9 protein-coding genes are annotated in these 13,725 nt (G+C 67.6%); all 9 read left to right on the top strand.

The features are described from left to right. Positions 1-212 precede the first annotated feature (212 nt). Positions 213-1,280 carry a TetR/AcrR family transcriptional regulator gene (locus AC07NF_RS06310; protein WP_494628071.1) on the top strand — a complete coding sequence of 356 codons (1,068 nt, stop codon included), beginning with the start codon at positions 213-215 and terminating at the stop codon, positions 1,278-1,280. 57 nt (positions 1,281-1,337) lie between these two features. Beyond that, positions 1,338-2,663: an MFS transporter gene (locus AC07NF_RS06315; RefSeq protein ID WP_494628069.1), complete on the top strand. Its 1,326-nt coding sequence runs from the start codon at positions 1,338-1,340 to the stop codon at positions 2,661-2,663. A gap of 56 nt (positions 2,664-2,719) precedes the next feature. Continuing rightward, positions 2,720-3,295, top strand: a complete 576-nt coding sequence (locus AC07NF_RS06320; RefSeq protein WP_492810378.1) for an RNA polymerase sigma factor — start codon at positions 2,720-2,722, stop codon at positions 3,293-3,295. Continuing rightward, positions 3,288-4,235: a FecR family protein gene (locus AC07NF_RS06325; protein ID WP_494628067.1), complete on the top strand. Its 948-nt coding sequence runs from the start codon at positions 3,288-3,290 to the stop codon at positions 4,233-4,235. The genes AC07NF_RS06320 and AC07NF_RS06325 overlap by 8 nt, the downstream gene beginning before the upstream one ends. A gap of 111 nt (positions 4,236-4,346) precedes the next feature. After that, positions 4,347-7,187, top strand: a complete 2,841-nt coding sequence (locus AC07NF_RS06330; protein ID WP_494628065.1) for a TonB-dependent receptor — start codon at positions 4,347-4,349, stop codon at positions 7,185-7,187. Between the two features lie 8 nt (positions 7,188-7,195). Further along, complete coding sequence (locus AC07NF_RS06335) at positions 7,196-8,770, top strand: alkaline phosphatase D family protein (protein WP_494628063.1); 1,575 nt, start codon at positions 7,196-7,198, stop codon at positions 8,768-8,770. Between the two features lie 190 nt (positions 8,771-8,960). Beyond that, positions 8,961-9,542: an RNA polymerase sigma factor gene (locus AC07NF_RS06340; RefSeq protein WP_494628061.1), complete on the top strand. Its 582-nt coding sequence runs from the start codon at positions 8,961-8,963 to the stop codon at positions 9,540-9,542. Continuing rightward, complete coding sequence (locus AC07NF_RS06345; RefSeq protein ID WP_494628060.1) at positions 9,511-10,485, top strand: FecR family protein; 975 nt, start codon at positions 9,511-9,513, stop codon at positions 10,483-10,485. Before AC07NF_RS06340 ends, AC07NF_RS06345 begins: the two co-directional genes overlap by 32 nt. Before the next feature lie 381 nt (positions 10,486-10,866). Further along, positions 10,867-13,674: a TonB-dependent receptor domain-containing protein gene (locus tag AC07NF_RS06350; protein ID WP_494628058.1), complete on the top strand. Its 2,808-nt coding sequence runs from the start codon at positions 10,867-10,869 to the stop codon at positions 13,672-13,674. The last annotated feature ends 51 nt before the right edge of the window (positions 13,675-13,725 follow it).

The following is a 13,725-nucleotide window of genomic DNA, read 5'->3' on the forward strand; positions in this document are numbered from 1 at the left end:
TATGTAACCTGTGTGACGCTTGTCTTGAGCTGCTGGATCGTCGAATATCGGCCCTGGTAAGGGAGTGCTGCATGCCGGCTGGGCGATCCGAACAGAGCGAAAAAGCGCACTTGTCTGCGCAAAAATTCGTGTCAGCGACGCTTTCGGCGTGGGAGCTGGAGGGTTCTGGCGGGGTTTCGGGCCGTTCCCTGGCCGGATCGGCGGGGCTGCCGATGTCGGCCATCTACTATCACTTTGGCGATTTAGAGCGTTTGTTGGAAACCGCCCAGGCGGAAGCCCGGGCCGAGGCCGAGCGCTGGTGCGCCGCCCAGCTGGACGCGGTCGGGACTGAGATTCGGGGCGCGGTGGCGCTGGGGCCGCTGCTGGCCGCTCTGGTGGACGACTGGTGCGAGACGCGGCGGATCCTGGCCTTCGCTCGACGCGAGGGGCAGCTGATGGCTCTGCGCGACGAGCGCCACATTGCCGCCTGCGCCAAGTGGGACGCCTTGTGGCTGGGCTTCTGGCAGGAGGTCTGCGACCGCCTGGGACTTTCTGACCTGGGGACCACGACGGCCTGGGTGTTCGATGGTCTGTGCGGCCTGCATCTGCTGCGATGGCGTAGGCCGGTCGACCGGGCCGCGCTGACTGAGCTGTCCGAGGGCTGGGCGTGCTGGGCGGCCGGCCGGCCAGCGGGGGCAAGCGCCTGGTTCGATCGCGCCAAGCTTGACGCCGCCGCCCTGATCATGCCGTCGCCGCCCGAAGACGACACTGCCAGCGCCATCGCTGCTGCGGCCGCGGTGACGGTCGCCAAGCGGGGCGTAACTGGCCTGACCCATCGCGCCGTGGCCGCCGAGGCCGGGCTGACCCTGGGTGTCGTCTCCTACAAGTTCAGGACCAGCGCTGACCTGCTGAAAGCAGCATTCGACGCCGTCTACCGCCGCGTCGTGCCGCCGGGCAGCCTGGACACGCCGGCGCCGTTCACGTCTCCGGACCGGTCGGCCTTCGGCGTTCCGCAACGCGCGGACCTGCTGGGCATGGAGGAACTGCTGGTGGCGGCGGCGCGCGATCCGGACCTCCAGGCCTTCGCCGCCCAGCTGCACTACATGCGCGGCGGTTCGGCCGGACGCTTCATGCAGGATCTTCTGGGGCCGCACGTATCGATGGCGTCGATCGACAACGTGGTCGCCTCGGCCCTGATGGGCGGGCGCGTTCGCGCCTATCTGTGCGGCGGCAGGGCGCATGATCCCGATCCGCCCCATGGCGACTTCGGCCCTCTGCTGAGCCGGTTCGCCCGCCGCTAGGCCGGGTCACATGGTCGTCATCGGCGCATTGGACAATGCGCCGACAAGGGGGCGACCGTGCGCGTCAAATCATCGGAGCGGTTGAGCCTGTTCGGGCTGGTCGTCTTTTCGTCGCCCATACTGATCATGCAGGCGATCGAGATCCCGTGGCGAACCTATCTGCCCAGTCTCTTCGCCACCAAGTTCGGCCTGTCGCTGGGAGCGGTGGGCGCGCTTCTGATGGCCATCCGGCTGTTCGACGGCCTGGCCGAGCCGGTGATCGCCTGGGCCAGCGATCGGTTCCCGACACGATGGGGCCTGCGGCGGCCCTGGATGGCGGCCGGCGCGCCGCTGATCATGCTGGGCGCGGCGGGCGTGTTCTTTGACTGGCCGTGGACGAACTTGGCCACCCTGGTTGCCGCCTGCCTCGTGCTCCACCTGGGCTACGTCATGCTGGTGACGCCCCATGGCGGCTGGGGCCTGGAGCTGGCGCGGGACGCCGACGAGCGGCTGCGGATCACCGCCGGCAAGCTCTGGTTCGCCGCGGCCGGGACCATCGCGATCCTGCTGTTGCCGTCCGCGCTGGAGCGGGGTTTCGGCACGGGGCTGGAGGGGCAGGTGGCGGCGCTGGGCGTTGCGCTGCTGGTCCTTTGTCCTCTGATCGTCGTGATCGTGCTGCGCCTCATACCCGAGCCCGATCTCGCGCGCGGCGACGGCGAAAAACTGGCCAATCCGCTGACGTTGTTCGTCGAACTGATGCGCTTGCCCAGGATGCGGCGGGTGCTGCTGATGCATGCCCTGGCGGGCTTCGCACCGGCGGCCAGCGGCGCGGTGTTCCTGTTCTTCGTGGAGGGTGGGCTGGGCTTGCGGGGCTGGGGAAGCACGCTGCTACTGCTGCAGACGGCGGTGATGCTGGTGACGACGCCGGTCTGGAGCAAGTTTGGCGTGCGCTTCGACCCCCGTGCATTGCTGGCGCTGAACTATGGCTGGCAGCTGATCACCGCGCCGCTGGTCCTGATCCTGCCCGTCGGCATGCTGCCGGCGGCGATCGGTTTCCTGACATTGCGCGGCCTGTCCGCCGGCCTGGATTTTCTGGTGTTGCGCGCGATGGTCGCCGAGATCGCGCACGACAGCGCCGCGGCGGGCCTGCGTTGCGGCGCCAGCTGTCATTCGGTCTGCAACATCGCCATGAGGTTGGCCATGGGCGCGGGCGCTTGGTTTGCGCTGTCGCTCCTGTCGATGGTCGGCGGAGACGGGGCGGCGCTGAACGCGAATGCGAGCACGGCTTTCCGTGTCGTCTTCGTCTTGCCATCCATCCTGGTCGGCGCTGTGGGCCTTGTCGTCTTGGCCCTGGGGCGTCCGCGAACGGCCCTGGGCGGTGCGGGGGCGCTGCAGCCTCTGTAATAAAACCGTCGCGCAGTCGTGGTCTTCGGGCCCCTTCGGCAAGAGGCGGGGGTTCTGTGCAGCTCAGTCGTGACGCGACCGTCGACTGGGTCGCTCTCAATATCCTTCAGCACGAAGGCTTCGTGCGCGCCTGGTTGACCCGGGTCACACGTCGCTCGGCCGAGGTCGACGACATCATCCAGGAAGCCTACTGCCAGATCAGCGAGCTGGATTCGGTCGCCCACATTCGCAGCGGCAGGGCCTACTTCCTGGCGACGGCGCGGTCGATCATGCTGCAGCGGTTGCGGCGCGAACGGGTGGTGCGGATCGAGAGCGTCACCGACATCGACGCCCTGCGGTTGGCCGACGACGAACCTTCGCCTGAACAGGTGACCGGCGCGCGCCGCGAACTGGAGCGCGTGCTGGGTCTGATCGCCACGTTGCCGCCGATTTGCCGCCAGGTGATCGAGCTGCGCCGGATCCACGGGTTCTCGCAGAAGGAGACGGCGCAGCGACTGGGGGTCTCAGAGTCGGTGGTGGAGAACAATACGATCCGCGGCCTGCGCGTGATCCTCAAGGCCCTGGCCGAGGATGCGGGCGGGGTGTCGGCCGAGGCTTTGCCTCGCCGTTCACGGGAGAGCGCCCGTGTCTGAGGGAATCGACGCCAAGGCGGCCGCGTGGGCCGTGCGTCTTGACGCGGGCGAGCTGGATGCCGCCCAGCGCGCCGAGCTGGACGCCTGGATGGCCGAGGATCGCCGCCATCGCGGCGCTCTGTTGCGGGCGCAGGCGGGGCTGCGGCTGATGGATCACGGCCAGGTGGTCAGCAAGATGCTGCCGCCGCCCCGGCGTGACGCGCACAAGGCCGCTCAGGTGCGTTCGCGCTGGGCCTGGGGCGTGGGCCTGTCCGCCGCGGCGGGGCTCGCGGCGGCCGCGGTGCTGTGGGGCGCGCCGGTCAGCGATTTCAAGACCGAGGTCGGTGAGCAGCGACGTGTGGCCCTGCAGGACGGCTCGGTGGCCATGATCAACACCGACAGCCGGCTGCGCGTGAAGCTGGGCGGCGCCGAGCGGCGTCTGGCTCTACGCCAGGGCGAGGCCTGGTTCCAGGTCGCCAAGGATCACGTCCATCCGTTCATCGTCGACGCCGGGCCAGTGCATGTGCGGGCGACCGGCACGGCCTTCTCGGTACGACGCTTGGCCGACGGGGCTCAGGTCGTGGTCACGGAGGGACGGGTCGTGGCCTGGCGGGACGGGCAGGGCGAGGCGCTGGTCGCGATCTCGGCCGGGCAGTCGGCCTTCGTCGCCGACAGCGCCAAGCGGGTCATCTCGGCCAAGGCCGCCCGGCCCGACGACATCCTGGCCTGGCGGCGCGGCGAGATCGTCTTCGATGGTGACACGGTCGCCTCGGCCGTCGCCGAGTTCAACCGCTACAACGAGCGCAAGATCGTGCTGGCGGATCCGGCGATCGGTGAGCGGACGGTCGTGGGCTACTTCCTGATCGACCAGCCGGAGAAGTTCGCCCTGGCGGCCTCGCGCATGACTGGCGGCACGATGCGGGAAGATGGCAGCTCGATCGTCATCGAAAATTCACAATAAAACCAGGCCTGTTCCTGAAGGAATTCGCCGTCGCCAAGCATCTATCGCGCACAAGTCGACAAAAGGGGTGCGACAGTGCTTGGTCATCGCGGTAACAGCTTTATTCTATCCTTGGTTGCGTCGACCGCGATCGTGGTTCCATTAAGTGCGAAGGCCGAAGTTCGTCGCTTCGACATTCCGGCTCAACCGGCCTCCAGCAGCCTGCCGCAGTTCGCGCGTCAGGCCGGCTTTCAGGTCCTGGCCCCCGCGCCACTGACCCAGGGCGTCCAGACCCAGGCCGTGTCGGGCGCGATGGAGCCGCGCACGGCGCTGGACAAGCTGCTGGCGGGCACCGGCCTGCGGGTCGCCTCGCAAGATGGCGTGGTCGTGACGCTGGACGCCGGTGGGGCCCGATTTCAGGTCGGGCAGGGTGAAGAGGCCAGCGCCGTCGAAGCCCTCGTCGTCACCGGCACCGCGCTCCAGAACCAGGAAGCCATCGCCACCCGCCGCAATGCGCTGACCGTCGTCGACGCCCTGACGCAGGACGACACCGGCGACCTGGCCGACCAGTCGCTAGCCGAGGCGCTCAGCCGTGTTCCTGCCGTCAGCACCATGCAGGTGTTGTATGGCGAGCAGGAAAGCCAATACGTCGCCGTACGCGGCATCACGCCCGACCTGAACTACGTCTCGGTCGATGGCATCGGCATGATCTCGGTCGCCAACCAGGGCGCGGGTCAGCGCCGGGTGGACCTGGCCCTGATCCCCAGCCAGGCGGCCCGCACCACCGAGATCTACAAGACCTTCACCGCAGACCAGGACGCCGGCGCGATCGGCGGCGTGATCAACATCGTGCCCTACAGCGCCTATGGCCGGGGCAAGGACAAGTTCTACGTCGACACCTTCGTCAACTACGTCACCAACAACGACGTGCCCGGCGGCAACAGCCTGGGCGGCTACAAGGACTCGCCGTGGAGCGGCGGGATCAAGGCGCTGTGGAGCCACCGCCTGGGTCCGGACGAGACGTTCGGCCTGGTGCTCAGCGGCACCTATCAGCAGCGCTCGTACGACGACGTCAAACGCAACCCCAACGCCCGCACCTACTACACGGCGACGGGCGCGGCCACGACGCCCGACCAGCCCAACTGGAACGGCTTCGATCCTGCGCCCCAGGCGATGGTCGACTACGAGTTCACCAGCTTCATCAAGACCTTCGGCGGCTCGGCGACGTTCGAGTTCAAGCCGACGGACCGCTGGTACAGCTCGCTGATGGTCTACGACTACAAGCAGACCGAAGACCAGACGAACAACGTGTTCACCCTGCGGGCCTTCGCCGGTCTGACTAACCAGACCCAGCACACCGGCACGCTGAAGGTCCCCGACGTGCGCACGGCCTTCAACTACGATCGCTTCGAGAACGAGGCGCGGGGCGCACTGTTCAAGACCCGCTACGACATCGACGAGCGGACCAATATCGAGCTGCGGGCCGGCTACAACACCAGCACCTTCTACGACCTGGAATGGGCCAACGCCTACCAGTCCAAGCCGACGAACCTGTCGATCAACTACGACATGTCCGAGCCGTCGGTGAAGTTCACGCTGGACGGCACGGACGGCCTGACCGATCCGGCCAAATATTCGCTGCTCACCGCCGGCGACACTCTGACCAAGGCCAAGGGCACGGCCACCGAGGTCAAGCTCGACTTCTCGCGCAACTTCGACTCCGACACCCTGGGCTTCGGCTACAAGGCCGGCGTCGGGACGCGCCGGTTCGAGGTCAGCCGCAACCTGGACCAGACGGTCTATACGCCAGGCAAGTCGACCCTGGTCGGCTACGATTATTCGCCGACCGGCTATCGGCCGTGGCTGTGGAACTATCCGGTGGTGTGGGTCAACTACGCCAAGTTCCGTCAGGACATCCTGCCGACCCTGGCGACCAACGCCGCCTCGTCGGCCAGCGCCTCGCTGGCATCGGACTATCGCTACGACGAGACGATTTCGTACGGCTATGTCTCGGCGCTGTACGCCCTGTCGCACACCCGCTTCATCGGCGGCCTGCGCCTGGACGCGGCCGACTATTCGGCTGACGTGCCGGTGTCGGTGGGCGGCGTCTTCAAGCCGGGCACGACGCGTTACAAGGGCGACTACACGCACCTCTTGCCATCGTTCAACATGGTCCACGACTTCAGCGACAACGTGCGCCTGAAGGCCGGCTACAGCCGCACCCTGGGCCGGCCCGCGCCTGAGGACATCGCCCAGGCCGAGACGCGCAATGACGTCAGCTTCACGATCTCGCGCGGCAATCCCGACCTGAAACCGCGCCGGGCCGACAATTTCGACCTGACGCTGGAGGCCTATTTCAACGGCGCCAAGGGTCTGGCCAGCATCGGCGCCTTCGCCAAGTCGGTGAAGGACGACATCTACGCGCTGAAGGAAGAGCAGCTGATCGACGGCTTCCGCTACACGATCAGCACCCCGATGAACGCCAACAAGTCGACGCTGCGCGGCATCGAGGTCCAGTACATCAACAACGCCCTACCGGGCCTGCCCGGGCCGCTGAAGGACAAGGTCGGGGTCGCGCTGAACGCCACGCGCACCTGGGGCGACATGGACTACATCGTCGACGGCAAGGTGCTGCACATCGACCGTCTGCTGTACCAGCGAAACTGGATGGCCAACGCGGCGATCTTCTACAAGCTGCCGCACGATGGCGAGGCCCGGGTCGGCTACAACTGGGGCGACGCCTATTACGACGGCATCGGCGCCAGCCCGTGGCTGAACCGCGGTCCCGAGGCGCGCGGCCAGATGGACGCCACGGTGCGCTACCGCATCGCTGGCGACTGGATCGTCAAGCTGCAGGCCAAGAACATCCTCAACGAAGATCTCTACCTGGGCTATGACGCGAACCTGAAGGAACGCCGGGCCGAAATGAAGAAGGGCCAGTCCTTCTTCCTCAACGTGATCTACCGTCCGTGAGCGCCGGCATGACTATCGCCCGCAGACACCTGATTCAGGTCGGCGGCCTGGCGCTGCTGGCCGGCTCGGCCTCCGGTCCTGTCTGGTCGCAGGGCCTGGGCGCCTATCCGTTCACGCTCGGCGTGGCCTCGGGTGATCCCGCGCCCGATGGCTTCGTGATCTGGACGCGACTGGCGACCAAGCCGCTGGAGCTGGGCGGCGGCATGCCGTCGCGCATCGTGCCGGTGGGCTGGGAAGTGGCCGAGGACGAGGGCTTCACGCGCATCGTCGCCACGGGTAAGGCGCCGGCCCGCCCGGAGCTGGGTCACTCGGTCCATGTCGAGGTCGAGGGACTGAAGCCGGGCGCGCGCTACTGGTACCGCTTTTCCGCCGCTGGCGAGACCAGCCGTGTCGGCACGGTGCGCACCACGCCCGCCGTCGGCGCCCGCGCCGATCGCCTGAGGCTCGGCGTGGCGGGCTGCCAGCACTACGAGGCGGGGCTGTTCACGGCCTACAAGCACCTGAGCCAGGAACCGGATCTTGACGCCATCTTCCACTACGGCGACTACATCTACGAGGGCGCGGGCGGGAAGGGTTGTCCGGTCAGCAAGGACGCGGCCGACAAGGGCCGGGTCTGCTTCCGCGAGCACGCCGGCGGCGAGATCTACTCGCTGGACGACTACCGCCGCCGCTACGCCCAGTACAAGACCGACCCGGACCTGCAGGCCGCCCACGCGGCGGCGGCCTTCCTGTCCTCGTACGACGACCATGAGGTCGACAACAACTGGGCCGGCGACGACGACCAGGACGCCACCCCGCGCGAGGTCTTCCGCCTACGCCGGGCCGCCGCCATGCAGGCCTGGTACGAGAACATGCCGGTGCGCCGTTCGTCGTTCCCGGTCGCTGGCGCGGTGCGCATGCACCGCCGGATCGACTGGGGTGACCTGCTGCGGGTCCAGGTGCTGGACACGCGCCAGTTCCGCAGCGGCCAGATCTGTGGGGTCAAGGCGCTGGAGCGTTGCCTGCCGCTGGACTCGACCCCGCGCCCGACCATCCTGGGCGAGGCCCAGGCGGCCTGGCTGGAGCAGGGGCTGAGCGGGGACCAGCGCTGGAACCTGCTGGCCCAGCAGGTGATGGTGATGCCGTTCCTCTATCCCGGCACGCGCGGCGCCGGTCGCACCAATCTCGACAGTTGGAGCGGTTACGCCGCCAGCCGCGAGCGTCTGGTCGCCGCGATCCAGGCCCGCAAGTTGACCAATGTCGTGATCGCCACCGGCGACGTGCACCAGCATCACGCCGGGGTCCTGCCATCGCGCGAGGGTGCGTGGGACAGCCCTGCCGTGGCGACGGAGTTCGTCTCGAGCTCGATCAGTTCGGGCGGTGACGGCGTCACGTTGTCGGACGAGTGGAAAGGCGTGCCGGCCGACAACCCGCACTGCAAGCTGTTCGACGCCCGTCGCGGTTATCAGGTCTTCGACATCGGCCGCGACGTCTGGCGCACCGACGTCAAGGTGGTCGACAGGGTGACGACGCCCGGCGGCGCATTGTCGACCGTGGCGCGATTCACGGTCGACCGCCGCCGGCCGGGCCTGTCGGTCAGCTAGTCGCAACAAGCGCCTCGCGGCGCACCCGGCGATCCGGGTGAGCCAAGCCGCCAGGCGCCGAGGCGTCGAATATGCCCCGAAGCGGGGCGCCGAAGGGCCGATAGCGGTCGGAGGGTCTGTCTGAGGATTGCCGAGGTCGGCGACGCGACCAAAGCTCGACGAACCTGGGTTTGTCGCCTTTGAGGCCCCGTTGAAACAGAGCCGCGCCGAAATCGTCGCCTTTGTCGGCGGCCAGATTCTGCCGCATGAGGCGGACGTGCGCGCGTGGCTGCGCCGGTCCGGCAGCGCGCCCGCCGACATCGACGACATCATCCAGGAGACCTATTGCCGCCTGGCCGCGCTGGACAGCGTCGCCCATATCGCCAGCGGTCGCGCCTACTTCTTCCGGACGTCGCGCAACATCGCGATCGAGAAAATCCGCCGCGCTCGCATTGTTCGCATCGACTGCGTCACGGAAATCGACGCGCTGAACGTCGTAGATGATGAGCCTTCTCCCGAACGGGTGGTCGCCGGCCGTCGCGAGCTGGGGCGGGTGCAGCAACTTATCGAGGAGCTTCCCGAACGGTGTCGGCAGATCTTCACGCTTCGCCGGATCCACGGCCTGTCGCAGAAGGAGATCGCCGCGCGGCTGGGGGTGACCGAGAATGTCGTGGAGACACAATCGGCGCGGGGCTTGCGTTTAATCCTGCGGGCCTTATCGGAAGCTTCAACGCAAGATCAACCGGCAGTCGGCAAGGCCCATGAGCTCCATTCCGTCCGCAAGCGAGATTGACGACGAGGCGGCCGACTGGGCCGCCCGCGTCGATGCGCACGGGCTGGATGTCGAGCATGATCCCGAACTGCAGGCCTGGCTGAGGGGCGATGCGCGCCGCGCCGGCGCTTTCCTGCGCGCCCAGGCCGCCATCAGCTTCCTGGACCGGGGCAGGGCGCTGGCCAGCGTCACGCCGCCCGTCGAGACCATCGTGGCCGAGCGTCCGAACCGTCGGGCGCTGTTGGCCGGGCTAGGCGGCAGCGTGGCGGCGGCCCTGGCGGGCGGCGTCGGTTTCTGGAGCCTGCGGCCTCGGCGGCTGGACACGGCCTTGGGCGAGATCCGCCGCGTGCCGCTGGCCGACGGCTCGCTGGTGGCGATCAACACCAAGACCTCTCTCGACGTGGCCATGAAGGCCAAGTCGCGCCGGATCGTGCTCAAGCAGGGCGAGGCCTGGTTCCAGGTCGCCAAGGATCCAAAGCGCCCGTTCGTGGTGGCGGCCGGACAAGCGCGGATCCGCGCGGTCGGCACAGCCTTCTCCGTGCGACGCAGCGATGAGGCCGGGGCCGGCGTCGACGTCATGGTGACCGAAGGCGTGGTCGAGACCTGGGTCGAGGGCGACGAGAGTTCCCGGCGACGGGTCTCGGCGGGCAGCCGGGTGATCCTGGCTAGTACGGGCTCGCCCGTCGTGGCGGAAACGCCGTCCGAGATCGAGCGCAGCCTGGCCTGGCGCAATGGCGAGATCGCCCTGGACGGCGAGAGCCTCGAGCAGGCCGCCAAGCTGTTCAACCGCTACAACAGCCGCCAGATCGTGATCGAGGATCCGGTCCTGGCGCGCGAGCGGTTCGTCGGCCTGTTCCAGACCAACGAGCCCGAAAGTTTCGCAGCCGCGGTCGCCGCGACCTTGGGCGCGGTGGTGGCGGACGACGCGCAAGCGATCAGGATCAGCCGCGCTCATAGTTCCTGAGCATATATTTCCGACGCTGATCATAACTGCATTGAATATTGCTCATTCGCTCTCGCGATATGAGTAAATCTGACTTCTCATGCATGTATATTGACTCAGTATAGGGCGGGTTCGTCGGCCTATCGTCCTCCGATTTCCAGATCGGGGGTGTTCATGAGATTTCAGAAACATCGATTTTCTACGGAAACAACTTCCGTCATCGCGTCTGGCCGTGTCGGCGCGCATCCGAAACAGGCGCCCGAAGCTGCGGCTGGCGCAAAAGCAGGCGTGTTGAGCCGTGATCGGACCAAACACGCCGAGACCCCCCGGAAAAACGGCCCAGGCCCTTCGTGCTTTCAGGAGGCCGCGTTTGGCTGGCCTCGGAACGATGGGGGATTGTCGATGCGTGTGTGGACGAACCGTTCCGCCAGACGAGGCCTGTTGCTGTCGGCCTGCGCCGTATGGGCGCTGAGCGCCGGCGCGGCCCTGGCTCAGACGAACTTCAAGATGGACGCCCAGCCGGCGCCCGAGGGGATCCGCCAGTTCGCGCGCCAGGCGGGCGTGCAGATCCTGGTCCAGTCGGACGCGGCCGAGGGCAAGCGCACCGCGCCGGTGCGCGGCTCGCTGCCGATCGATCGGGCGTTGCAACAATTGCTGACCGGCACGGGCCTGACCGTGGTCTCCAACGACGGCAAGACGATCATCCTGGCCCCGCCGCGCTCGGGCCTGATCCGCACCGGCTGGTCGACCGCGGCCGCCGGGGTCACGCCGCCTGCGCCGGAACCGGCTCCACCCGAGCCGGATACGCCCAGCGTCATCGAGGAGGTCATCGTCACCGGCACCCGCTCGACCTCACGCACGGTCACCGAGAGCATGGCGCCGATCGATGTGATCTCGGCGGCCGAGCTGACCAAGAGCGGCAAGCAGTCGACCCGCGACCTGATCTCGACCCTGGTGCCGTCGGCCAACACCTCCAACAGCGGCGCGGGCGCCAGCTTCGCGATCAAGACCGTGTCGCTGCGCGGCCTGTCGGCCGACCAGACCTTGGTGCTGGTCAACGGCAAGCGCCGGCACAACACCGCCATCCTCTTCGTCAACGGCACCACCCAGAACGGCCAGTCGCCGCCGGACCTGGATTTGATCCCCTCGGCCTCGATCGAGCGGATCGAAGTGCTGCGTGACGGCGCCTCGGCCCAGTACGGCTCGGACGCCCTGGCCGGCGTCATCAACGTCATCCTGAAGAAGAGCCCCGAGGGCGGCTCGATGACCGCGCTCTACGGCAAGACCGCCGAGGGCGACGGCGAGACCGGCCAGTTCTCCGGCAATTTCGGCCTGCAGCTGGGTCAGGAAGGCTATCTGAACCTGACGGCCGACATCCGCATCACCGACCCGACCGACCGCGGCGACAAGACCCTCAACACCACCCAGATGTACTTCCCGCTGAACGCCCTGGGCCAGCCCGTCCGGGTCGGCACGGCGGGGGCGACCCTGGATCCGCGCGAGGCGACCGCCAACCGCCACACCAGCCATCCGGGCTCGCCCCAGGTGCAGCTGTTCTCGCTGGGCTACAGCGCCGGCTCGCCGCTGGGCGACAAGGTCGACCTCTATTCGTTCGGCACCTTCTCCAGCCGCAACACCGCCGCCTGGCTGACCTTCCGCAACCCGAACGCCGCCAACAACATCACGGCGATCTTCCCGGACGGCTACACGCCGCGCCTGTTCCTCAAGGACCGCGACTTCCAGGTCGCCTTCGGGGCCAAGGGGACCGAGTTCCTGGGCTTCAACTGGGACTTGTCGACGACCTTCAGCCGCGACGACGTCGACTACTACACCAGCTCGCTGAACGCCTCGCTGGGTCCGGCCAGCCCGACCTACTTCTACCTGGGCACGCTGAAGTTCCAGGAATGGACCTCGAACCTGGATCTGACGCGTGAGGTCGACACCGGCGTCTTCGCCGACCCGCTGTTCGTGGCCCTGGGCGCGGAATATCGCGACGACAAGTTCGAGATCGTGGCGGGCGAGCCGGCCTCGTACATCAACGGCGGCTACGTCGCGCCGGCCGGCAGCCCGCAGGCGGGCGTGGTGTTCGCGGGCGGCTCGCAGGGGGTGACGGGCTTCCCGCCGTTCTCGGCCGGCTCGTTCTCGCGTGACAACATCTCGGCCTATCTGAACGTCGAGCAGAAGGTGACCGAGAAACTCGAGTTCGCCCTGGCCGGCCGCTTCGAGCACTATTCCGACTTCGGCAACGCCAAGACCTTCAAGCTCTCCAGCCGCTACGCCATCCTGCCCAAGCTGGCGATCCGCGGCACGGCCAGCACCGGCTTCCGGGCGCCGTCGCTGCAACAGCAGCACTACGCCTCGTCCAGCACCATCGGCGTCATCGTGCCGCCGGCGACGACGACCCAGCTCTATCCGGTGCAATTGCTGCCGCCGGACAACCCAGCCGCCATCGCCCTGGGCGCCAAGCCGCTGCGTCCGGAGAAGTCGGTCAATTACTCGGTCGGCCTGGTGGCGCAGCCGATCTCGCGGATGAACGTCACGCTCGACGTCTACCAGATCAAGATCGACAACCGGATCCTGCAGAGCGGCACGCTGGGTCCGAACACGGCCGTCAGCACCGCCCTGGCCAGCCAGGGGCTGAACCCGCAGCAGGCGGCGTTCTACTACGGCAACTTCGCCGACACGAAGACGCAGGGCATCGACTTCGTGGTCGACTACCGCACCGACTTTGGCGACTTCGGCAACGTGCATTGGACGTTTTCGGCCAACCACACCAAGAACAAGTTCACCCGCGTCGTGCAGCCGCCGCCGGCCCTGGCGGCCGCCGGGATCGTCTATATCGACCGCGTGAAGATCGGCGACCTGACCGTCGGCACGCCTAAGGAGAAGTACATCCTGGGCGCGGACTGGACGCTCAAGAAGTTCAACACCAACCTGCGCCTGACCCGCTATGGCGAGGTCATCCAGCGCACCGCCCTGGCGGCCAACGACGAGACCGTCTCGCCCAAGCTGATCGTCGACCTGGATCTCAGCTACGCGGTCTCGGACAACGTCTCGGTCAGCGTCGGCGCCAACAATCTGCTGGACGCCTATCCCGACAGCGTTCGCGCCGCCAACCGGGGCACGCCCGCCTTCGCCTACTACAATCAGTACGCGCCGTACGGGATCAGCGGCGGCTTCTACTACGTCCGCATGGCGGCGAAGTTCTAGGGTTGGCCTGGCCGGTCCGGCAGCCCCCGGACCGGTCCTTTTTGCGAGTTC

This window comes from Caulobacter sp. GW821-FHT10A06, assembly GCF_059415805.1.

Bases quoted from the DNA above. Each gene is read 5' to 3' on its own strand.
- AC07NF_RS06310 (WP_494628071.1), top strand. From the start codon at position 213: ATGTCGGCCATCTACTATCACTTTGGCGATTTAGAGCGTTTGTTGGAA.
- AC07NF_RS06335 (WP_494628063.1), top strand. From the start codon at position 7,196: ATGACTATCGCCCGCAGACACCTGATTCAGGTCGGCGGCCTGGCGCTG.
- AC07NF_RS06345 (WP_494628060.1), top strand. From the start codon at position 9,511: ATGAGCTCCATTCCGTCCGCAAGCGAGATTGACGACGAGGCGGCCGAC.
- AC07NF_RS06350 (WP_494628058.1), top strand. From the start codon at position 10,867: ATGCGTGTGTGGACGAACCGTTCCGCCAGACGAGGCCTGTTGCTGTCG.